Origin of the sequence: Gracilibacillus alcaliphilus (genome assembly GCF_016909015.1) — a bacterium.
Classification (GTDB): domain Bacteria; phylum Bacillota; class Bacilli; order Bacillales; family Amphibacillaceae; genus Gracilibacillus; species Gracilibacillus alcaliphilus.
The window spans coordinates 115,323-138,167 of record NZ_JAFBFA010000009.1; the positions used below are offsets into that span (position 1 = coordinate 115,323).

General features: G+C 36.1%; 22 protein-coding genes and 2 pseudogenes. 5 read left to right on the plus strand and 19 right to left on the minus strand.

The features are described 5' to 3' along the window. Positions 1 to 16: 16 nt before the first annotated feature. From JOD18_RS09190 to JOD18_RS09205, 4 genes are all read right to left on the minus strand, one after another. A complete protein-coding gene (locus tag JOD18_RS09190; RefSeq protein ID WP_239588020.1) occupies positions 17 to 1,060 on the minus strand; it encodes a Gfo/Idh/MocA family protein in 1,044 nt (347 codons plus the stop codon). 24 nt (positions 1,061 to 1,084) lie between these two features. Continuing rightward, entirely contained in the window at positions 1,085 to 1,903 is an 819-nt protein-coding gene (locus tag JOD18_RS09195) for a carbohydrate ABC transporter permease (protein ID WP_204668655.1), read from the minus strand. Continuing rightward, positions 1,904 to 2,797: a carbohydrate ABC transporter permease gene (locus JOD18_RS09200; RefSeq protein ID WP_204668686.1), complete on the minus strand. Its 894-nt coding sequence runs from the start codon at positions 2,795 to 2,797 to the stop codon at positions 1,904 to 1,906. A 137-nt stretch (positions 2,798 to 2,934) separates the two neighbouring features. After that, entirely contained in the window at positions 2,935 to 4,239 is a 1,305-nt protein-coding gene (locus JOD18_RS09205) for an ABC transporter substrate-binding protein (RefSeq protein ID WP_204668656.1), read from the minus strand. A gap of 359 nt (positions 4,240 to 4,598) precedes the next feature. On the opposite strand from JOD18_RS09205, the gene JOD18_RS09210 reads away from it, so the two are divergent. Then, positions 4,599 to 5,756: an ROK family transcriptional regulator gene (locus JOD18_RS09210; protein WP_204668657.1), complete on the plus strand. Its 1,158-nt coding sequence runs from the start codon at positions 4,599 to 4,601 to the stop codon at positions 5,754 to 5,756. Between the two features lie 244 nt (positions 5,757 to 6,000). Here JOD18_RS09210 and JOD18_RS09215 read toward each other — a convergent pair whose 3' ends face one another. From JOD18_RS09215 to JOD18_RS09235, 5 genes are all read right to left on the minus strand, one after another. After that, on the minus strand, positions 6,001 to 7,164 hold the full coding sequence (locus JOD18_RS09215; protein WP_204668658.1) for an ROK family protein: 1,164 nt from the start codon (positions 7,162 to 7,164) through the stop codon (positions 6,001 to 6,003). 302 nt (positions 7,165 to 7,466) lie between these two features. After that, entirely contained in the window at positions 7,467 to 7,955 is a 489-nt protein-coding gene (locus JOD18_RS09220) for a PTS sugar transporter subunit IIA (protein WP_204668659.1), read from the minus strand. A gap of 205 nt (positions 7,956 to 8,160) precedes the next feature. Beyond that, positions 8,161 to 9,423, minus strand: a complete 1,263-nt coding sequence (locus JOD18_RS09225) for a Zn-dependent hydrolase (RefSeq protein ID WP_204668660.1) — start codon at positions 9,421 to 9,423, stop codon at positions 8,161 to 8,163. Positions 9,424 to 9,495: 72 nt separating this feature from the next. After that, positions 9,496 to 10,221: a glucosamine-6-phosphate deaminase gene (locus tag JOD18_RS09230; protein WP_204668661.1), complete on the minus strand. Its 726-nt coding sequence runs from the start codon at positions 10,219 to 10,221 to the stop codon at positions 9,496 to 9,498. A gap of 95 nt (positions 10,222 to 10,316) precedes the next feature. After that, positions 10,317 to 11,918: a PTS transporter subunit EIIC gene (locus tag JOD18_RS09235; protein ID WP_204668662.1), complete on the minus strand. Its 1,602-nt coding sequence runs from the start codon at positions 11,916 to 11,918 to the stop codon at positions 10,317 to 10,319. Between the two features lie 313 nt (positions 11,919 to 12,231). Here JOD18_RS09235 and JOD18_RS09240 point away from each other — a divergent pair, with 313 nt between their 5' ends. Then, positions 12,232 to 12,987, plus strand: a complete 756-nt coding sequence (locus JOD18_RS09240) for a GntR family transcriptional regulator (RefSeq protein WP_239588021.1) — start codon at positions 12,232 to 12,234, stop codon at positions 12,985 to 12,987. A 347-nt stretch (positions 12,988 to 13,334) separates the two neighbouring features. On the opposite strand, the gene JOD18_RS09245 is transcribed toward JOD18_RS09240, so the two are convergent. The 10 genes from JOD18_RS09245 to JOD18_RS09290 all read right to left on the minus strand — a co-directional run bounded on the left by JOD18_RS09245 (position 13,335) and on the right by JOD18_RS09290 (position 21,184). Then, positions 13,335 to 13,514, minus strand: a complete 180-nt coding sequence (locus JOD18_RS09245) for a hypothetical protein (protein WP_204668663.1) — start codon at positions 13,512 to 13,514, stop codon at positions 13,335 to 13,337. A 132-nt stretch (positions 13,515 to 13,646) separates the two neighbouring features. Continuing rightward, positions 13,647 to 14,444 (minus strand): BtpA/SgcQ family protein, encoded by a 798-nt coding sequence (locus JOD18_RS09250; protein WP_204668688.1) that lies wholly within the window; start codon positions 14,442 to 14,444, stop codon positions 13,647 to 13,649. 9 nt (positions 14,445 to 14,453) lie between these two features. After that, positions 14,454 to 15,440 carry an IF-2B domain-containing protein gene (locus JOD18_RS09255; RefSeq protein ID WP_204668664.1) on the minus strand — a complete coding sequence of 329 codons (987 nt, stop codon included), beginning with the start codon at positions 15,438 to 15,440 and terminating at the stop codon, positions 14,454 to 14,456. 175 nt (positions 15,441 to 15,615) lie between these two features. Beyond that, entirely contained in the window at positions 15,616 to 16,596 is a 981-nt protein-coding gene (locus tag JOD18_RS09260) for a ribokinase (protein WP_204668665.1), read from the minus strand. Between the two features lie 64 nt (positions 16,597 to 16,660). After that, positions 16,661 to 17,458 (minus strand): energy-coupling factor ABC transporter ATP-binding protein, encoded by a 798-nt coding sequence (locus JOD18_RS09265; protein WP_204668666.1) that lies wholly within the window; start codon positions 17,456 to 17,458, stop codon positions 16,661 to 16,663. Continuing rightward, positions 17,449 to 18,309 carry an energy-coupling factor ABC transporter ATP-binding protein gene (locus tag JOD18_RS09270; protein ID WP_204668667.1) on the minus strand — a complete coding sequence of 287 codons (861 nt, stop codon included), beginning with the start codon at positions 18,307 to 18,309 and terminating at the stop codon, positions 17,449 to 17,451. The genes JOD18_RS09265 and JOD18_RS09270 overlap by 10 nt, the downstream gene beginning before the upstream one ends. Next, a complete protein-coding gene (locus tag JOD18_RS09275) occupies positions 18,306 to 19,091 on the minus strand; it encodes an energy-coupling factor transporter transmembrane component T (protein ID WP_204668668.1) in 786 nt (261 codons plus the stop codon). Before JOD18_RS09275 ends, JOD18_RS09270 begins: the two co-directional genes overlap by 4 nt. A gap of 25 nt (positions 19,092 to 19,116) precedes the next feature. Continuing rightward, positions 19,117 to 19,704: a hypothetical protein gene (locus tag JOD18_RS09280; protein ID WP_204668669.1), complete on the minus strand. Its 588-nt coding sequence runs from the start codon at positions 19,702 to 19,704 to the stop codon at positions 19,117 to 19,119. Between the two features lie 76 nt (positions 19,705 to 19,780). Continuing rightward, complete coding sequence (locus JOD18_RS09285; protein WP_239588022.1) at positions 19,781 to 20,323, minus strand: ureidoglycolate lyase; 543 nt, start codon at positions 20,321 to 20,323, stop codon at positions 19,781 to 19,783. A 105-nt stretch (positions 20,324 to 20,428) separates the two neighbouring features. Further along, positions 20,429 to 21,184: a GntR family transcriptional regulator gene (locus JOD18_RS09290; RefSeq protein WP_204668670.1), complete on the minus strand. Its 756-nt coding sequence runs from the start codon at positions 21,182 to 21,184 to the stop codon at positions 20,429 to 20,431. Positions 21,185 to 21,241: 57 nt separating this feature from the next. Here JOD18_RS09290 and JOD18_RS09295 point away from each other — a divergent pair, with 57 nt between their 5' ends. The 3 genes and pseudogenes from JOD18_RS09295 to JOD18_RS24245 form a co-directional block, all read left to right on the plus strand. Beyond that, a complete protein-coding gene (locus JOD18_RS09295) occupies positions 21,242 to 21,556 on the plus strand; it encodes a hypothetical protein (protein WP_204668671.1) in 315 nt (104 codons plus the stop codon). Positions 21,557 to 21,807: 251 nt separating this feature from the next. Further along, a pseudogene (gene istA / locus JOD18_RS09300) lies at positions 21,808 to 22,599 on the plus strand (IS21 family transposase); the annotation flags it as partial. 111 nt (positions 22,600 to 22,710) lie between these two features. After that, positions 22,711 to 22,845: pseudogene (locus JOD18_RS24245) on the plus strand (IS110 family transposase); the annotation flags it as partial.

Sequence of the window (22,845 nt, forward strand, 5' to 3'; positions counted from 1 at the left end):
ACTCCTCCCTGCTAATCTACTTTATTTTTACAGCCTCACCTGTATAAGATGATTCATATAATGCATCGATAATTTGCTGCAATATCACGCCCTCCTCCGGCTTACTAATCGGGGTATCCTTATTTAAACAGCCATTTACAAATCGTTCGAATTCTAATTCATAATAATCTTTATCTTCTAAATAAGGTGTGTGAATATCGATAAGTGAACCGTGTTTTTCTTGATATATCTGTACAGGAAAAACATCAGCTCCTCCTTTATCCCCCATTAAAGATACTTGCATGGTCTCGTCCTTTTGGACATTTGCAGCAAAAGCTGTTTCCAGTATAATAGAAGCGCCATTTTTAAATATAATCATACCTCGCCCCATATCTTCTACAGAGAAGTTCTCCCAATCCCATTCTCCCATGAGTCCTACACCTTTTCTGTTACCCAGTTTTTGATACGTTTTACCTAAAACCATATCAGGTTCTGGATATCCCATTAGGTAAAGGGTGGTATCTAACATATGGACACCAATATCAATGATAGATCCTCCACCTTGTAATTCTTTATTGGTAAAAACACCCCAACCCGGTATTCCCCTTCTTCTCACCGCAACGGACTTAGCCGCATAAATATCACCTAATTCATTATTCTCAATGAACCGTTTAATTGCTTGCACCTCATTAGAATGTCTGTAATGAAACCCATAGGTTAGAATCTTTCCTGCTGTTTTTGCAGCATTAGCCATTTCTTTAGCTTCCTGAACGTTTATCGCTGGTGGTTTTTCACAAATGACATGACATCCAGCATGTAAAGCATAAATAGTTGCTTCTGCATGAAATTTATTAGGAACACATACACTCACAGCCTCAATATCTGCATTATCAATCATTTCTTTAAAATCACTAAAATATTTTTTGATATGATATTTTTCCGAGCAAGCTTTTGCTCTCTCCATACTCACGTCACACACTGCAGCAATCTCTACCGTTTTATGAAGCTTTAAATAATTAGGAATATGAACACCTTGTGCAATTCCCCCGCAGCCAATTATACCAACCTTTAATTTCGTCAACCTCAACACTCCAATCATTAATCACTAACCTTTAACAGATCCTGCTAATAAACCTTTTATAAAAAAGCGGCCAGCTAAAATATATATAAGCATAGTTGGTATTGCAGCAAATAAGGCACCTGCCATTTGAACATTCCATTCTACCACTTGACTACCTGATAGATTTTGCAGTGCAACCATTACCGGATGCTGTCCATGACCAGTGATCGTAATAGCAAATAAAAACTCATTCCAAATATTTGTGAACTGCCAAATCCCTACTACTACAAAAGACGTTATGGATAAAGGGAACACTACTTTAAAATAAGTTTTAAAAAAGCCTGCTCCATCCATTTGTGACGCTTCGATTAAGGCGTGAGGAATCGTTGCATAAAAGTTTCTAAACATTAATGTTGTCATTGGCAAACCATACACAATGTGCACCAAGACTAAACCAGTAATCGTATTGTAAAGCCCCATACTATCAATGGTTTGAATCAATGGAATTAAAATACTTTGATACGGAATAAACATACCTAACAACAAGAAATTAAAAAACACTTCTGAGCCTTTAAATTTCCATTTTGACAGTGCATAACCATTAATAGACCCTAATAATGCTGAAATCAACGTTGCAGGTATCACCATTTTAAAACTATTCCATAAATTTGGAGCTAATTCACTAATCGCTTGAACAAAACTGCTGAAATTAATATTTGCTGGCAATGACCACATTGTTAGTACAGAAACCTCACTAAACGGCTTCAATGCTGTAACAATTAATACATAGAATGGTGATACAAAAATAATACTCATGACAATTAATATGAAATATACGGGTGTATTCGCTAATACTCTAGGCATCTAAGCATCTTCCTTTCGTCTAAACATATATGGAATGACAAACACCATAACCATAAACAACATAACGATGGAAATAGCAGCACCCTCCGCATAGAAATTACTTTTGAATGTAGCCTCATACATGTAGATAGCAGGCATGTCCGTTACAAAGTTCGGTCCGGATCCTGTCATAGTGTAAACTAAATCAAAGATTTTAAGTGATATTTGTAACATCATTAGTACTATTCCATATGTAATTGGTTTCAATTGTGGAAGTATGACTTTCGTATAGGTTTTCCATTTACTAGCCCCATCCATTAAAGCTGCTTCTCGAACTTCTTGAGGGATCCCACTAAGACCTGCCATATACATCGCCAATGAGAATCCCGTCATTTGCCAAATCGCAGCAATCAAGACTGCAATTAACCCAATAGGCAGTCCAAACTCTATTTTAAAAAGAGACCAGCCCGGTAAAATTGTTGTATCTGTATACCAGCCAGGCGATACGCCAAATTTTTGCAGAAATATATTAACACCTGATTCAGGGTTAAAGATCCACCTCCAAGCCACACCAGTTACAACAAATGACATGGCCATCGGAAACATAAAAATATTTCGGAATAACCATTTTCCTCTAATGTTTTGTTCTAATAGGATGGCTAAAAATTGCCCCATCAAAGTTACACCTAAGATAAATAACAAGGAAAAGAAAATCATATTTCGAATATCTGATTGAAAACGAAATGATTGAAATAACTGTATATAATTTTGCAATCCATTAAAAGACAAATCTGGTGCAATTGAATTCCAATTACTGAAAGATACAAGCCCTGTCCAACCGATAAATACATATACAAACACAGAAACAAATATAATAGATGGTAATACAACTAATAAAGATATATTTCTGACCATGAAGGATTTAAACCTTTCATAGACACCTTTTTTATCTGTGTGATCATTCAATTACATTCCACCTCCCTAATCTCATCCTCCATCCCATTAAAGGATGTGGTGGCAGTGATTATTACTGCCACCTATACACATGTCAGTTACTCTTGTAATAAGGACTTTGCTTCTTCTAGAGAATTAATTAACATGTCTGGATCTCTCTGTGTAACAAACGTATTAATAGCATCGTCGACCCTGCTCAAAAAGCCTGCCGGCACAGGTGATCCTCCTGCCAAACTTAAATTTAATTCTAAATTTTTAAAATCTTCTGCAGCGCTTTGAGAATATTCACTAAAATCAGATACATCAATATCTGTTCTTGCTGGTATCGATCCTTTTAGTTGATTAAATTCGGCTTGTGCTTCAGCAGATCCTAAATATGCTAAAAATCCCTCTGCTTCTTCGGCATTCTCTACCCCAGTTGGATAACCCATCGAATCGTTGACAATGTTAAAGATATCCTCTGTACCAGGAGCAGCAACCCAGCCAAAATCCTCATTGGCAACTAAGTCCCTGCTCATGAAAAAGCCTGATGCCCAATCTCCCATAATCAACATCGCCGCTTCATCACTAGCTACTAAATCTGCTGCGTCTTGCCAATCTAGAGAACTATGGTTTTCATTTGTATAATCTAACATTCTTGAAAATGTATTTACTGCACTTCTTATTTTTGCTGTGTCAAAATCTTCATTCCCTGTCCATAGTGCTGAAAAATCCTCTGCCCCCAATTCATTTAATAAAGCCATTTCAAATAGTAAAGTAGACCACCTTGGATTTTGATCTCCTAATGCTAATGGAATGATCCCCTTACTTTGAAGTGTATCTGCTATCTCAAAAAAATCAGCAAATGTCTTCGGCGGCTCTATACCATTGTCATCAAATATTTTCTTGTTATACCAAATCATATTATTGCGATGAACATTCATCGGAATACCGTAAATTTCACCATCTATTGTATTCATATCAATGATTGTTTCTGGAAAAACGTCGCGCCAGCCATTCTCTTCGTATAAATCATTTAAAGATTGTAAGTAATCTCCTTCTTGCCATCTTAATAAATCAAATCCACCTTGTGCTTGAAATACTGCTGGCGGTTCTCCCCCCTGCAGACGCGAAGACAAAACAGCTTGCGAGTTTGAACCTCCCCCTCCAGCGACTGCTGCATTCACAATTTCTATATTTGGCTCTTCTTCACCAAACCCGTCAATTACCGCGTTCAGCGCCTCCGCTTCTCCACCAGATGTCCACCAGCTTAATATTTCTAATTCAGTGGTACCGCTTCCATTATTTTCACTATCTGAATTATCATTTTGGTTAGCACTATTACTTTCATCAGATCCGCAAGCAGTTAATAACAACACAAATAACAACAATACTGAACTAGCGTAGATTAATTTTAATTTCATCCATCTTCCCCCTATTTTTTATGAATAATCACGTTATTACACCCTACTTAGATATACGATACGGCTACACCTCCTCATTTCACGGATTCATATATCGCAAATAAATCATCGATATATTTAAACTTAATTTACAATATAAACTTATTAATAGCAAATAGGTTGTCAGAAACCTTAACAAAATACTTTGTATCATGTTTTTTAACCGTAATTAATAACCTTAATTTAAAAATGATGTTATCATAATATTCAGAAAATTACAATATACTTTTTTATTTTCTACTAATTTTGTATTTAACACTAAAAATTGCTATAATTATATACAATATTTTTAAACTGACAATGTAAGGGGGACAATAAATATGGTTTATAACTTTAAATTTGATCAACAAAACGTGAGAAAGCACCATTATTTTCTTTTATTAAGCTTAATTCAAAAACATAAAAAAATTTCGCGATCTCAATTATCCAAATTTACTGGGATAAGTAATACAACAGTAGGGAAGATTACAAAAAGTCTAATGAAAGATGATTTAATTATTGAGAAAGGGCAAACGGAGGGAGAAATCGGAAGGAAAGCAAGTTTATTAGAAATAAATCCTAAAGGGGCTTTTATTATCGGTATCAGCATTGATATTAATTCTATCAAAATTGCTTTAGTTACACTAAATGGTGAAATTGTTGATAAAACGCAAGTAGCTTGTAAGGTGAAACATCATCCTAGAGAAACATTAGATCAATTAATTACGCTAACTAAACAATTCATAGAAAATAAACCAAAGAAAATACTTGCAATAGGAATTAGTATGCCTGGTTTAATATCATGGCCTGATGGATTAGCTGTTAGAGTTCCTCAATTTAATTGGCATGAAGTAGAAGTTCGTGATTATTTAAAAGACAAATTAAATTTCGATATTTTTGTAGATAATGACGTACGTTCCGTTTTATTAGCAGAGTACCTATTTGGAAATCTCAATAATATGCATAATTCTACTTGTATTTATATAGGAAGTGGTGTTGGTAGCAGTGTTATGATAAACGGACAAATTGTCAGAGGCCATAATAATATGTTAGGTGAAATTGGACATACAACCATGAACCCCAATGGGGCATTATGTGATTGTGGCAGATTAGGCTGCTTACAAACCTATATTTGTATATCTGAAATCGAAAAACAAACCCAAAGATCTATGGATGAGGTTATTCTTGCCTATAAAAATAATGAGGATTGGGCTGTCAGAGTCATTGACAGAGCGAAAAATTATTTAGGAATTGCTATTTCCAATATTATATGTACATATAATCCAGAGGCTGTGTTGCTTGCTGGTCCTTTGATTGAAAGATTTCCTGAAATAACAAAAAATCTAGAAGCTGACACTAAAAAACACATTTGGTCACCTTTAAAAGAGTCTTTTCTTTTGTTGAAAGCAAGCTTAGGCGAGGATAGTGATATCATCGGAGCAAGCGCGTTGGTATTAAATAATTTTTTAAAGAATACAGCCAATAACGAGAAGCGATGAGGTAAATATGTATCATTTATTAACTGGCATATTTTACTTATGCTTCTTCTTTTGATATGGTTCAGGTAGATCTACCTGCATCACCAAACCGCTTGTTAAACCTCATCATGTTATTTGCTTCACTTTAAGATATTACTTTACACAGACCGGGAGCGATCTGATCATTTGCTGCTCACACTACACCTTTTTTTGCAAAAATTTGCTTATATTTATCTGTTAATACCATAACGTATTATATACATAATTAAACATCATCATTTGTAAATCTCAAAAACTCATTCAGTACCAGTGCACTCGCACCGATAACCCCACTGCTTCGTCCAATCTCAGGATAGACTAGGTGAAAAGAATTGCTTAAAGGAGCCCAAATATATTTATTTACTTCATCCTGAATATTATCTATTAAGATTGGAAATTCTTCTATCATTGGCCCTGCAATTAGGATTGCCTCTGGATTATAAATGCAAATTACATTGGAAATAGCAAGACCGAGATAAGATTGTGCCCGATTAATAAGTTTTACAGCCCAATCTTCTCTCTCTTTATAGGCAGAAAAAATTTCTTGCATGGGCATTTGAGCTTGCTTTTCTAATTCAGAAGAACAAATAAAAGTCTGTAAACATCCAAGCCGGCCACAGTCACACACCGTGCCATGAGGATCCAGTATCATATGGCCGATCTCCCCTAATGTATTGCGGTGACCTCGTAGCATCTCACCGTTCACCATGGCAGCGCCGCCGACGCCGCTGCCAATATAAATACAGACAGAATTGTTATAATTCCTCATATTTCCATATAGACTTTCCGCTAACAGGACTGTTCTGACATGATTATCAACATATACAACAAAATCTAATTTTTCCTCCAAATACGCTTTAATATTAATATTTTCCCAATGAAATTGAGGAACCCTCAATGCCTTTCCTTCCGGCCATGTAATCAAACCAGGGATGCTAATACCAATTGCTATTATCTTTTTGTTTATACTACTGTCCATCTTACTTAGAAGTATCGTAATTTCTTCTCCTAGTTTATCAAGCAGCCTGTATGGCTCTTGATCAGGATCAAATGCAAATTGCCTTTCTCTAATCACTTCTCCTGTTAAGGTCACGATAGCAATTTTAACACCATTTTTATCCATTTCAACTCCAATAATAAATGACCCAATTGGATTGATTTCTAATAATGCTGCCCGTCTGCCAATCTCACCGTCAGTTTGTCCTGCCTCAATAACTAGCTCATCGTCAATAAGATTTTTTATTATTTTCCCTACACTTGTATTACTCATCTTTGTCAATTTAGCAAGCTGGGATCTTGAAATTTTTTTATATTTTTGAATTAAGCTTAGCAGCATAAAGTAATGATATTTGCGAATTCGACCTTGATCATATCTTAAATTCAATGTCATTATGATTCCTCCCGACTACATGATTACTACTTTTTTATAATCACTTACCTCTTCTATATACTGATGAATCATCGTTTATAGACACAACATTGTAAACTCTACACAATGGATCGAAATTATTACAAATAAAAGAAGGTATCCTTATTATTAGGATACCTTAAGTCATTCTTATTTATCTAGCATTTATTCTTACCATGGAAGAACTAAACTATGAGTGTTCCCTTGTTAGCTAAGTAAAAGAGAATGAATTTTACAAGTTATAACCCCTTCATATGCTAATCTAAAAAAGTGTAATGTTGATTCTACTTTAATTTCAACTCTACAATTTCTTGACCAGACTCTACCTTACCCTGATGCAAAACGGTCTGTTCTTCTACCTTATCTGCAAAGTTTGTAAAAACGAGTACAGTGGTCGTCTTTTTCCCTTTTTCCTCTATGAAGGATAGATCAAAATCACCTATTTTATCATTCACATTTAGTTTGTCTCCCTCACTTACTTCGATGTTAAAACCCTCGCCTTTTAGCTCAACGGTTCCTAAGCCTAAATGTAATAGTACCTCCACACCTTCATCCGTTATGATACCAATCGCATGTTGCGTTGGGAAAACTTGTGTAATTTCTCCAGCAACAGGAGAGAACACTTCTCCTGTTGTTGGGATAAAGCCGACGCCTTCTCCCATCATTTTTTGAGAAAAGACGGGATCTGGTACCTCTTCTAATGAAATAAGCTCTCCATTTAACGGACTATTTATCGTTATTTCATTGTTCTTTTTCCGTTTTTTAAAAAACATGTATTGATCGCCTCCGTTTTTATCATGATACTAATCGTCTGTAAAAACCCCACCTTGCCTCAAGGTGCAAAGAAAGCCAAGGTGGGGAGAAACGGACGCTAATGCCTTGTTAAGTTTTGCTAAGCATTAGCAGGAGATGAAACAATGCCGCACTTTATCAGGCAATGAGTCTATAAATAGGTTGCTAGCGTTTTTTATAAAAACTTTAACCTTTTTGACAAAGCTTTTTCACTGTATGCAGCATGACTTCTATACCTTTTTGCAGATCTTCATAATCTGTCCACTCATCAGGGTGGTGACTGATACCTTCTTTACTCGGCACATAGATCATATTTGTTGGTACGTATTCCGCTGTAATCATAGCATCATGGCCTGTACCTTTGTTGATAATCATGCTGCTGTAATTCAGTTCATCACATATGTCTTCCATTAATTTCACCGTTTCTTTATCCATTACGCTTGGAGGTGTAGGATTAGGATAACCTATTCGGGCTCTTTCCTCTATTTCAACTTTCACATTGGTTTCAGCCTCGATCATTTCTATGATTTTCTTGAATTCTTCTAATATATTCACTTTATCTAGAACTGTTTTATCCATCGTTCTGATTTCTACAGATATTTCAGCGAACTCAGGTACATATTGATTGGAATTAGGTGACACATTAATCATACCTACCGTCCCTGTAATCCCTTCGCCTAATTCATTTATCAATTGGTTCAATGCCAATATAAATTTAGAGGCTGCGATTAAAGCATCTTGTCTGGTATCCATAGAGGCAGTCGAATCTTCGAATTTACCATGAAACTTAACCATGTATCTGCCTATTCCAGCAAGAAATTCTACTAATCCGATATCTATATTTTGCGCTTCTAGATTGGGACCTTGCTCAATATGAAGCTCTATAAATGATTTAACCTTACTCATATCTCTCTTAGCAGCTTCTAAATCCGGTACCAGTCCATATTTTTTCATTGCTTCTCTTTTTGTTTCTCCAAACCTGTTTTTGGCTAAGTCTAATTCTTTTTCTGTCAGTGTTCCTACCATTGCTCTTGAATTAGATACACCACTTCCTGGACCAAAGGTTTCTCCCTCTTCTGCATTCATTGCAATAATCTCGATTGGATAATAATTTTCTATATTATTTTCTTCAAAGACTCGGAGTGTTTCGAGAGCAGCTACTACTCCTGCCGTTCCATCAAAACGCCCCCCATTGACGACAGAGTCATAATGAGACCCTATAATAATTGTCGGGGCATTAGGATTTTTACCTTCACGCCGTCCAAAAACAGTTGAAAATGCGTCTTCATGTACGTCAAGTCCGATTTTTTCCATTTCTTTCTTCAGGTAATCTTTGGCCATTTGATCTTCTTTACTGTAAGAAGATCTTGTCACACCTTCTCCTGGAGTGGATGTGTACGTAGCTAATGTCTCCAAATCATTGATAATTCTGTCTAAACTTGTATGCATGGTATTTCCCCCATCTAGATCTGTTGTCAGCCGCTCAAAGGCTAACTTATTACCTTGATAGTTTCTTTTGTTTTATTTGTTTAATAAAGAAGCCGCATCTTCATCTACAATCACAATAGCATTCTTACATTCTCGAAGAATACTTGCGGGACAATCAGGCGAAATTTCTCCTTCAATTAAATCCTTAACAGCTTGTGCTTTATGCTTACCAGATACTAATAATAATACTGTTTCTGCTTCGGCTATTTCTTTAAGTCCTAGTGTCAGCATTTCTGTTGGCGCTTCTTCACGCGTGATTCCATACTCTTTCATGGTTGATTGGATAGTTGATTCATGGTGCTGTGCTAAGAACATCGTTGTATCGAAAGGTGTACCAGGTTCATTGGCTCCTAAATGCGCATTGGTACCTAATCCTAGTAATTGAATGTCTCTAGGATAATTTTCTAATAGTTCTTTATATCGTTTAATTTCACTTTCTGCATCTTCTGTAGAGCCATCCATTAAAAAGATATTTTTAGGTTGTTGCTCGATTAAATCAAACAATCTTTTGTGCATGAAATTTCTGACAGTGTAAACCGCATCTTTTGGACCCATATATTCATCCAAGCTCATAATGGTGGTGTTACTTATATCTAATCCTTGATTGATTTCTTCTACAAGATGCTGAAATAAGCCTTTTGGTGTGCCTCCTGTATTTAAAGATACAACTGGTGATTCTTTTGTTTCGATTACTTTCTTGATTAGTTCAAATCCTTTTTTCGACATTTCTTCATAGTCTTTTACATAAATTACTTCCATAATATTCACTAAAATATGCTGTATTTTAGTGATTTTCCCCTCCTTTATAAATGTAATGGAAATTATTTCGAGTCAGCACGTAAACTTCCAATATCTTAGTTATTTTTCACTGCGCTTTTGAGTGCGCGAGCAGCTTGTTCTACTTTTGCTCCATAGACGATTTGAATATTGTTTTTATCGATTACTACAATTCCCATCGAGCCTGTTTTCTTCACTAACTTTTCATCCACTAAGCTTGTATCCTCTAGTACTAAGCGAAGCCTTGATATACAGTTATCAATGTCAGTAATGTTTTCTTTACCGCCTATCGCTTCCATAATTTGAACACCTAAGTCACTTGTACTGCTTGTGCTTGCAGAAGAATCCCCAGAAGTGTCATCATCAGATGAGTCACTATCCTCTCTTCCTGGTGTCTTAATATTAAATTTCTCAATTACATATTTGAATACGAAATAGTAAATGAACGAATAACATATACCAACTAAAACGATGATTGGCCATTTCGTATAGGTACCTTGTAATATACCAAAGATACTTAGGTCAATTAATCCCCCAGCGGCATTTCCAACCGCTACTCCGAATAGGGTCATTAACATAAATGACAGACCTGCCATAAAGGCATGGAATATCCAAAGAAGTGGAGAGATAAATATAAACGCAAACTCAATTGGTTCTGTAATACCAGTTGCAAACGTAGTTAGTCCAGCCGCAATAAGCAATCCTTTCACCTTTTTACGTTGTTCAGGTCGAGCCGCTCTATACATAGCAAAAGCCGCGGCCGGCAGTCCAAATACTTGGAATGCATGAACTCCTTGAGAAAGGAAACGCGTCGAGTTCCTCAATACATCCATATCTGGATTGTCTAATCCCATTTGTGCATTAAATATATTTAACGCTCCAGAAATTAATTGGCCATCTACCTCTGCTGTTCCACCAAATGGTGTGAATCGAAGCATCTGGTTTAATACGTGGTGTAAGCCAGTCGGAATTAATAAACGTTCAGAAAAACCGTAAAGAAATGTTCCAATTGCCCCTGATGTACTGATCAAATTACCTAAACTATTGATTACCTCATTAACATATGGCCATACAAAGTACATCACAATCGATACAAATGGCATGGTAACAATAATCATAATCGGTACAAAACGATTACCACTAAAGAAACTAAAGGCAGCTGGCAATTGTTGAGTGTGGAATTTATTATGAATGAACGCTGTCCACAGCCCGACTATAATCCCTCCAAAAATACTCATCCGGAAGGTAAACACACCGAGTACGTTTTCATAAGCAGAAGAAATCTGAAATGCTTCCACTTCTGAATTGCCTTGATTCATCAGATATTCTACAGAAGTCGTTGCACCAGTAATACCATTTAGCTCTAGTAAAAAACTAATCACTACATTAAACAGCATAAACCCAATCACAACCGCAAGTCCTGCTATTTCTTTGTCTTCTTTTGCCAAACCAGTTGCTACCGAAATAGCAAATAAAATCGGCAATAAACTAAACATGGTGGAAACAATTGCTTGAACTCCAGATATAAAGGTTTGTACATAATGAGCTTCAGATATTGTTTCACCTACAACACTTGGATTTTGTAAAATAGATACAATCCCCAAAAGTAAACCTGAAGCAATAATGATGGATAAAGGACCTAATAAAGTTCTCCCAAACTTCTGGATCATTGTTCTCATGTTTGTATTTCTCCTCTCCCCCAATAGATGTCATTATCTAGAGCAGTGATTGCAAGCAGGAAACACGCTTCCCTGCTTCTTCGATACTAAATATTCATCCATTTTTTATTATTTCTATCGTAGAGAACACCTAAACACTGTTAATCAATTATTTACTTCCTTTAGAAATTGATGTAATGTATTTTCTAATACATTAACAATACCTCCTCTTAATAATATTAATACAACTTAAATACAACTTTAACACATAAAATATCAATTGACAATATACTTGTATTAAATTTGTATCATTTATACAAATTTTTAGGGGGACATGTTATATTTATATAGAGTATTTGGAGAAAGGTTGGTTTTAATGTGGAATAAATCGATGCCATTATATAAAGAGGTTGCCAATAAAATAAAAGAGGATATAAACTCTTCCAAATTAGTGGATGGAGATATGATACCTTCCGAGACTAAGCTTTCTAAGATGTATCAGGTAAGCCGGGTAACCATCAGACATGCCATTAAGCTGCTGATAGATGAGAATTTACTTTATCGTGTTCATGGCAGTGGTACCTACATCAAAAAAGAGAAAATAGAATATGATATTTTAAATATGGAAAGCTTTACTGCTGAAATGATTGAAAAAAACACAGATTTTTATAATGAGATATTAGAATTCAGTTATACGCTCCCCACTTCCTATGTAAAGAAAATATTGGGATTAGCGGATGATGAAAAAATCTTTTTTGTCAAAAGACTCCGTTATGTTAATGAGGAACCATCTTTATTAGAAGAATCCCATATCCCTGCAAAGCTTTTCCCTGAATTATCTGTTGATATTATGAAACAATCATTATATGAACACATTCAAAATAAGGGCTATCAAGTTACAAAAAGACATGGTGAATTAGAACCCATCATGCCTGATTCAGACTTAACTCAATTATTTCAACTCGATCAAAATGTTCCCGTGTTATTAATGAAGCACCATTCAGAACTAGATGAAGAAATTATGTTTGAATATACAAAAATATATTTCCATCCTAATAAATATACGCTTAAATTAAATTATTCGAAGTAGCAGCTATATTTAATAAAGGCATTCCCACAGCTTTTCAACTCAAATAATCCTTGCTGGATGAAATAGTAAGGATTATTTGGGACGATTGATACTTCTTATGAAACATAGATAAACTGCTGTTCATTGTTGGATATACTTACTAATAGTTATTAAGTTAAGTATAAAAATTCTGATTGTTTATTTCCACGTAATTGTTAAATCACCTGACAAAGTTTTATTTTCGATAGATAATTTCTGCTTTTTTATTTTGTGTATTTTTTAGCTTCCATGCGGCACAATGATTATAGAACCCCAATAAAAAAAGTGGTAACTCCTCACTGTTATGTGAAGAATTCCACTTATTTTATTTACTGTATTTTATCTTTGTTTATTAATCCAGCGATTACCACAGAGCTTCTTTCTCTAGGAGCAGCCGCCTCTATCATTCGATCGAATAACCGCTTAAATAACTTTATTTTTATAGATTGATAAGCTTTATTATTCCAGCAATTCCATGATTCATTTGGATCTTTTGCTAAATCATACAATTCCCCTTCTCCCTCACCATGTTAGATAATAAGCTTATATTTTTCGGTTCGAAGCATATTCGCTGCTATTGTTTTCTTCAGATCTCCCCTGTATCGCCAAATCCTAGGATCCACTAACTTTTTTGTCATTTTCTACTTAATTGTTTCCAGTTCTCTTGCACGTTTTACTTCATCCATAAATAGTTTCGCACGTTCAGGGTCTATCGGATTTTTCATGTCCCCATTTTTAATCCATGTAGCCACACAGACACCGTCATAATGCTGAAGCAGCTCAAACACATTTTCTCCTGTTGCGCCCCCACCTAAAAAGATGGGTGTATCTTTCACTTTAGTTCTCGCCTTTTGTACTAACTCTAAACTCTCCGCTGGATTTTTTCCTGCAATAAATAAACCATCGGCAAATGCTTCATGGACCGATTCCCAGGCAGCATCTTGAATAGGCTTCTTACCTAATGGTACCCCGTGTACCTCATATACATCGGCAAATATAGGAATATCGCTTTTTATTTTTTTTCTCAATTCATTGATCTCTACACACTGAGCTTGTAATAAGCCTGCACTAGTTACTTCCACACCAGTAAACAAGTGTTCCACTCTTACAAAATCTGCGCCAATCGCATCGGCCACTGATAAACCAGCTACTCCATCCCAATTCATCAAAATACCTAATATCTGATCAGGAAATTCTCTTTTGATCGCATCGCCTATTCTTGTCATATAAGCGATAGCTTCTGGTGAGGAAAATTGTTTGATTGGCATATCATTCATATTTTGCAGAACGATGCCGTCAAAGCCATTCTCCAGCACCATTTCGGTTTCCTTTAATGAATAATCAATAATCTCATCTATTTTCTTATTAGTGTGCCGGTAACTTCCTGGTAAAGGGTCAGGCTGGACCATGGACAACGCGACACCATTCGAATTAATCATACTCAATTGTTATTCCCCCTTCAAACGGTCATGAAATTTTTTACTACTATCAAATAATTGATTGGCCGGAATGATCCCTTCCTCGGTAATAACGGCAGTTATATATTTTGCTTCAACGCCTATCAGTTCTGGACAGTGAAAATCGATTATACTTTTTACCTCCGGATCCCAATCTGAGGCTAATTCCTCTGTTAAATCATTAATTTTTAATTTCTTTTGATAGCCATACATTGCTCTTATATCAATTTTTATCATCGGTGTCAGCACATAAAGCGGAATATTAAATTCCTTACATACTAATCCAACAATGTCTGAACCAGTAGTATTAAAGGTCGTGCCATCCGGATAAAATGTTTCAGCACCAAAAAAGGCTCCATCACACTCCTTCAGATAGTACATAATAGCTGCATCCGGGATAAATTTAATGGTATGACCAGCTTCTTGGCAAGCCTGTATAAATGGATAACCACCACCAATTATTCTGCTTTCCGGGATGATGATGGTATACTTTTCATTCTTTAAGTTCTGAAGCAGTTTATTTACCGTACTAGAATAATCGAAAACCATAATGGTTTTCATCGTAGAAGCAACTTCACATCCATATTCCACTACTTTCTCTATCGCTTGTTGTGATTGAACGAGATAATCATTCTTTTTCTGAATAATCAGCTTGGAGGCCTCTTCAATATCTAAATTTCTTACATCATCTAGATTTTTGATCATGATATTAATGGCATTACTAATTGCCTGACTAGCTGCACCCCTAGTTTCAATAAAATATTGGGAAATAATTTGGATTTTTTCTATGACTGTATGTGCAGCTGTATGATTCTTTTTTCCGCTCAAAGCAATCGATTCAATCATATCACCTATCATATTAATATGCTTACTCGCCCCTAACACCCTTTGATACACGATATCATCAAATGCTTGGATACTTTGTTCATCATCTAATACTTGTCTGGCCTGATCTACTTCTATCATGTCTATATTCATTCCTTTCCTAACCCTGAAGGCACAAAACGCTATGAATAAAGTTGCGCCCAACGTTTTCTATTTATTCTGAGATGACAGAACGGGAGATAAGCAGGTCATTCCAAATCTGGATGACCGCCTGTTTATTACTTCGTTTCTGCTAGCCTGTCCATTCCTTTAAAAAACCTTCATTTGACTATTGACTAGCATTCTCAGAAATATTTAGTTTAGAAAAATCAAGTTCCTCTTCCTTGATAAATTGCTTGTATTCTTCTAAAGAAGGCAAAGACGTGATCGCACCTTGTTTCGTAACAGATAGAGCAGCTACATTAACGGCATGTTTTACAGCTGCATCTAAATCGCCGCTTCTTATCCAGAAAAAAGAGACAGCTCCTACAAAACAATCACCGGCGCCCGTTGTATCAACCACCTCTACTTTAGGGGCAGGATAGTGTTTGACTACATCCCCTGTCTTAAAAACAGCCCCTGCACCGCCCAACGTTATCACAATATGATCGATCCCAATTTTGGAAATGATTTCTGCAGCTTCCTTAGCTGAATCAATCGAGTTCACATGAATACCTGATAAAAAGGAAGACTCAGGTTCGTTTACAATCAGTAAATCCACCAGTTTTAAAGTCTCTGAATCAAGATCTACAATGGGAGCTAAATTTAAGATTATTTTTTTTCTAAAACGAGAAGCCATTTGAATCGTGTATTCTCCCACTTGTTTATCCATCTCCAGCTGAAGCACTGCTCCTTCGGCTTGCTTTAGTTTTTCTAATGAATGAGCCACATCCTCTTCCTTTAGAACGGCATTTGCTCCTTTGTAGGTAACAATCGAATTATTACCAGCTTGGTCCACACTTACCATAGCAATACCAGTTTGAATGCCCGGGGAAATTAATACATGATCATCATCGACACCAGCCTGGGCAAGTTCACTTTTCATCACTTGACCAATATGATCATCACCTACTCGGCCAACCATTGCTGTTTTTGCTGTTAATTTGGATGCTGTCACCGCCTGATTTGCAGCTTTCCCGCCCGGGCCTATATTAAAGGTATTGGAGGCAACCGTTTCACCAGGTTCCGGTAAGTGATCAACATAACCGACATAATCCATGTTCAAACTTCCGTACACAATCAAGTCATATTTATTTTCCAATTTTTTCATTCCTTTTGCCTGTAAATTATCGAATCTATGCAGAATGTTACCTATCTGCTTGGAAAACGCTCTATTATTGAGTCAGATATTCCAGTAACTCACTTCTAAATAAAATTTTGTTCTTGCTGCCTATCTCTTCTGCTAATTCTCCAATTTGAGGCTTGCTAATATTTGATTCTGCTACAATCTCATTATTCCAAAAGATATTTCTAGCGGAATCGTCCGCAATAATACGCTTGTTGGCCATCGCTATCACTCTGGAAAAGTTATCTGCAACAAATTCCATATCATGAGTAATCGTAATTACACTCCTGCCTTCATCCTGTAATATGTCCATCAATTTAGCTAGCCGATTAATGCCATTAATATCCTGTCCGGCAGTGGGCTCGTCCAAAATCAAGTAAGGCGTGTCCAACGCCACAAAAACAGCGATAGTAACAAATTTCCTAATCGAGTAAGGAATATCAAACGGCTTCATATTCAAATAGGCTTGAATACCTGTTAGTTCAGCTGCACGTTCTACACGGGTATTTATTTCTTCAGCCGTTAGTTTGGAGTGTTTAAAGGAATATTCCAGTTCAGCTCTAACTGTATTATTAAAAATTTGATCATCAGGGTTTTGGAAAACATAGCCTACATATTTAGAAATCTGAGCCACCGTTCTTTCTTTCGTATTCGTACCATCTACTAATACCTCTCCCTGAGTAGGCTTATGCAACCCATTCAATAGCTTTACCGCTGTTGTTTTTCCGGCTCCATTTTGCCCGACAATTGCTACACGTTCCCCTTTTTCAATAGTGAAATTAAGGTTTTCATTTGCAACATAACCATTTGGGTAAGCAAATGAAACATTTTGTACTTCTATTGACATATCTTTTCACTACCTTTTTTCAAAATTTGCTCCCTTGCTTGTGATTTGGTGATGGCAAAGGTCTCAAAAGGTTTGCCATGCTCCTTCATATCATTGCTTAACAAGGCAATTTGCGGAATATTGACACCTTCATTTAATAACTCCACATTGGAAAATACTTCACTTGTTTTGCCGCTGGTAATTAACTCACCTTGTTTAATTACCAGCACCTCATCTGCATATTCAGCGATTAAATCAATTTTATGTTCAACAAGAAGAATCGTTTTCCCCTGTTCTTTTAACAAATGAATAATCTCAAATATATCGGAGGTACCTTTAGGATCTAACTGTGAAGTTGGTTCGTCGATCACAAGAATATCTGTTTCCATTGCAATAATGGAAGCAAAGGCCACTCTTTGGCGCTGGCCGCCAGAAAGTTTATTTGGATTATTTTTAATTAAATGCTCGATTTTTAATTGCTTAACAACATTGGTGACCCTTTCAATAATTTCTTCTCTTTCCACCCCTAAATTTTCTAGTCCTAAGGCTATTTCTTCAAAAACGGTCTCTTTTATACCGCTGATTTGGGTGAATGGATTTTGAAATATATAGCCAATCGATGATGCTAATTCACTGCTTTCCCAGTCTCGAATCTCTTTTCCTTTAATAAAAACTTCTCCAGTCAAATCCCCTCCATAAAAACTAGGAATCAGACCTTTCATCAAATCACAAAATGTTGTTTTTCCGCCGCCATTTTCACCGATAATGCCATAAAGTTTACCTTGCTCAAAATGATAATTTATATTTTTTAACGCATCTTGTTCAGCGAGCGGATATCTATATGTTACATTTTTTAATTCCATATAACTCATAATACAACCCCCATAATAATGAGACCGAGAATAAGTAGGTCCACTGCTAGCACCAATATTTTTTCCATTCCTGGGGCCGGACGAAGAAATCGCAAATGGGTATTAGGATTAGCAGATGAAAAGGCTCTGGCATCCATGGCTATTGTCTTTTCTTCCGCCCCAGAAATTGCTCCCAAGAATAGCGGGCTTAAGACAGGAACAAAGGCTTTGATGCGGACAAATACATTCCCTTCTGTCTCTATGCCTCTTGATCTTTGTGAATCCATAATCACTTTCGTTTTATCCTTTAAATCAATAATCAGCTGTAAAGAAGACAAGATCATAAAGCTGACATTATGCGGCACACCAATTTGTTCTAATGAGTAAGTCAAGTCCTCGGCTTTTATCGTCACCGTACAAAGAACAAGTATCCCACAAACAACTAGCATAATGGTTGCATATTGAATACCCAGGTCAATGCCTTCTTGTGTAATATTAATAATGCCATAATTAAATATTAGATTCTCTCCTGGCCAAAAGATAGCACGGACGATGAAGAAAAATGGACCGATAACCAAACCCAGTTTCAAAAATGGACCAATAAAATTTTTAAAGCGACCTGCTGCAATCGCTAACAAAACAAATAGGAAAGTGATAGCCACATTTACTTGCCAATGCTGAAAGAATATCGTGATTAAGCCTAAGGCGACATATATATTAATTTTGTTCAAAGGATTGACATTTAACAGCCAATTATCACTTAATTGCGGACTCCGATAAGAATTGATGAATGTCTCATCCATCGTACATTCCTCCTAAACAGTCAGTTTATTTTTTATATGCGTTTAAAAACACATTACCGTTTGGAAGCTTAACGAGTGTTTTCTGCGGTATATTTCTAATAATTAAGTAAGCCACCATAGCGGTCGGCACCTTATCAATAATATCCACTGACATATTGGATATAAAGGCACTAGCCCATACAGGTACCCCAGCTCCCATCAATATTCCGCCTAAGACACCAGTTCCGCTGACACCAAATCCATTAAATAAGAAATATGAAATCAGACTGCCCGATATCCCAACAATCATTCCCATGATTGCTCCGGCTCCTAGCGTTTTCTTAATGGAAGTAAAAAATCCTTTTTTGCCCAAGTACCCCGCTAAAAACCCCATCAGCATAAAATTAATGACATAAAATAAAGATTGCGGGTTTGTAATAGAAATACTTAAACATGTAAGCAAACCAACAATAACACCGGCAAAAGGTCCAGCAATAGCGCCAATCGTAAAGGTTCCGATTGTATCTAAAAATAAAGGTAATTTAAGCAACACGGCAATTTGACCACCGACAAAGTTTACTGCAACGCCGATAGGTATTAAAAATATAAGCAAACCCGTATTTCGATTTTTCATAACATGTATTCCTCCCTTAAAAGTTATTATGATGTAACAGAATTCGGCAGCGAGACAGCCTTTCTATATGCAAGTGTTAAAATCTCATTTCTACCTTTTTTCCATCAATAAAAGGCACCCAAGGATTGATCATTTCATCGCCAAATTTATCCGCTTTCTTTTCAATCGCAAAAAGATACGTACAATCTTCATTGGCTGGATATGCCGGACTATGCCAAACCCCTTTATTAATCACTATCCCCTGACCCGGTTTAATCCGAAAACACTGAACAGTCAAAACATCCGGTTCTTCATCTGGATCCTCTATATCACGGCAAATGGCCACAGGCTGAATAATTTCCTTATCTAGAGCAATTAACAACTCTTCTCTGCTGACATGACGTTCCATTGAATCTACTACCAACTCTCGTTTTTTTGTATTTACTAATCCCATACCTATTGGTTCAGAAACATCGAGCATCGCAATGTAATTCCAACAATCCCAGCCGTCACCAACTTTTGGCGGTGGTGTATTCGGAATCTCAATCACCTTTCCGAATGGTGCAAATGCAGTAGAATTAATATCTTGTACAGTTGAATAATTAGACATGTTTCCTTGTACAGTTGAATTATTAGACATGTTTGTCACTCCTTGAAAATAATATAATTTTATTAATTTAAAGCGTTTTCTTAATATGTTAAAAAAATAATATAGATATATTATTTTTTTATACTGAAAATTTTATCAATGAATATTGGACGATTGCCCGCCACTTCTTAATTTAATGGTGTATTTATATTTATCTGCTCGATAATGCATATTGGAAAACTCATATGGCGTACCATCACTTAATCTGACAATTCGTTTAAGATTCAAAACAGGAACATTGGGATCAATTTCAAATATCTCCGCATAACTTTTATTTGGAAGCATTGCTTCTACCGTCTCATCTGAATCTCCTAAAATAAGACCTTCACGCTCCAAGGATACATATAACGAGTCAGATACAAAATCATATTTATCTAAATTAACATTTGGTGTTGCCATGGTATTTAAATAGGTCTCATGATAACCAATGGGAACATCATTGACTAAACGAATTCGTTCTAATTTCCATACTTGTTCGCCATCCTTCAGACCTAAACTTCGCTGTATATCCATTTCTGGCTGTATCATTTTTTTATCGACTATGATGGAGCTAACCTCATGCCCTTGGGCCTCCATATCTTGTGTAAACCCTGTCAAACCAGGCCTGATTGGTTCCAATTTTTTATCAGCTACAAAGGTACCCTTTCCTTGCACCCTTTCCAATACTCCTTCAAAAACCAACTCTGTTAATGCTTGTCTAACTGTCGTTCGGCTTAAATCAAAAGATTTTTGCAATTCCAACTCTGTTGGTGTTGCTTCTCCACGCTTCCATTCCCCTGTTTCTATTTTTTCATTGATAATATGCTTTAACTGAACATACAGAGGAAGTGGGTTATTTCGATTAATCATCATATAAATCCCTCAATCTACTAAGTATTTGTTATCACGATATCATGATGTCGTGTTGTCATGACAAATATTACTACACTTATTTTAGATAGTCAACAAAAATATTATTTCTTACCTTCTGTCGAGATTCTATATTTGAATGGTCCATCTGCTGCCACAGCCAATCCAAATGATGTCGCAATACAGACTCTATTAAAGAGAAACAGCCACCAGCCTGGGGTTTCATCCCTTACTGATAGCTGTCTTCTTTTATTAAAACGTAAATATTTGAGGGTAATTTTTATTGCTAGAGTGGCAAAAATTGGCTATTATCCTCTATTTTTCCTTAACCCTATTTTGCTGAACCGCATTCACTGGCCTTCCAGTATTTATTGATTTCTGCATCATAAGCGCTAAATACTGATCCTGTGAAGCTTCGGTTAAACTGTAAGGATGAACCATGATTTACATACTCCTGCATTTTCTGGAGACAGTTAGCGATAGCTATTTCTTCATCTGACAGTCTAGCAGGTGTATATGGTAACTTAAAAGTGATCCACATTATTAATTGAAAATAGAGCCACTCTAATAGAAAATAATCCTAATATTCTATGAAAATATTAGGGGGAATTTTAGGAGTGATCACCTTGAACAAGAAACAAGAAATATTAAAAAGATATTTAGGTGGCGAGAGCCAACGAAGTATTGCGAAAGAATTAAAGGCTTCTAGAAATACGGTGAGAAAATATATCAAAGCATTTGAGGAGAGTAAGCAACAAGACCTACGGAAATTGCCCATACCTGAAAATATTATAAGTGCACCTAGCTATAAACCAAGGATTAGTCCAAAGCGAGTATTAACTAAAGAAATCCAGAAATTATTACAACAATATATTGCGGAGAATCAATGGAAACAACAACATTACATGGCAAAGCAACAAATGAAAATCATTGATATGCATGAAGCTTTATTAGATAAAGGGTACAACATTAGCTATACCACAGTAAGGAACTATGTGAATAAAGAAATAATGAAGAAGAAGGAAGTGTTTATTCGTAAGTATTGTGAACCAGGTGCAGAGATTGAATTTGATTGGGGGGAAGTGAAATTAGAAATACAAGGGAAAATAAAAAGTTTTTCCTTAGCTGTTTTCACCTTGCCTTATAGTAATTATCGGTTCGCCAGGTTATATGAGTCGGAAACACAAATATGTGTTTTGGATGTTCATACCAAATTAGTAGACCACTTGGGCTTTATTCCAGAGGTTTTTACATATGATAATATGCGAACAGTCGTCAAATCATTTGTAGGTAATGAAAAGACCATCACCGAACCAATGAAACAACTAGCGGACTATTATCAATTTCGTATCCGACTATGTGAAATAAGAAAAGGAAATGAAAAAGGACATGTAGAAAGCATTCCTGTAATGAAGAAATATGAGGGGAAATGAGCGTAGAATCAATTTTACAGAAAAGAATCCCCCTTGGTAGTATAGAGAGTGTCATCGCGGTGACCTCGAATTGAATACCAAAGGAGGATTCCTACTATGGATTTTACACAAAATGAACGATTAGCGCAAATAACAGAAGAAACAATCATCATCGGTATAGATATCGCAAAGCACAAGCATGTTGCTCGTGCCATTGACGACCGAGGTCGTGATTTATCGAAACGATTAGTG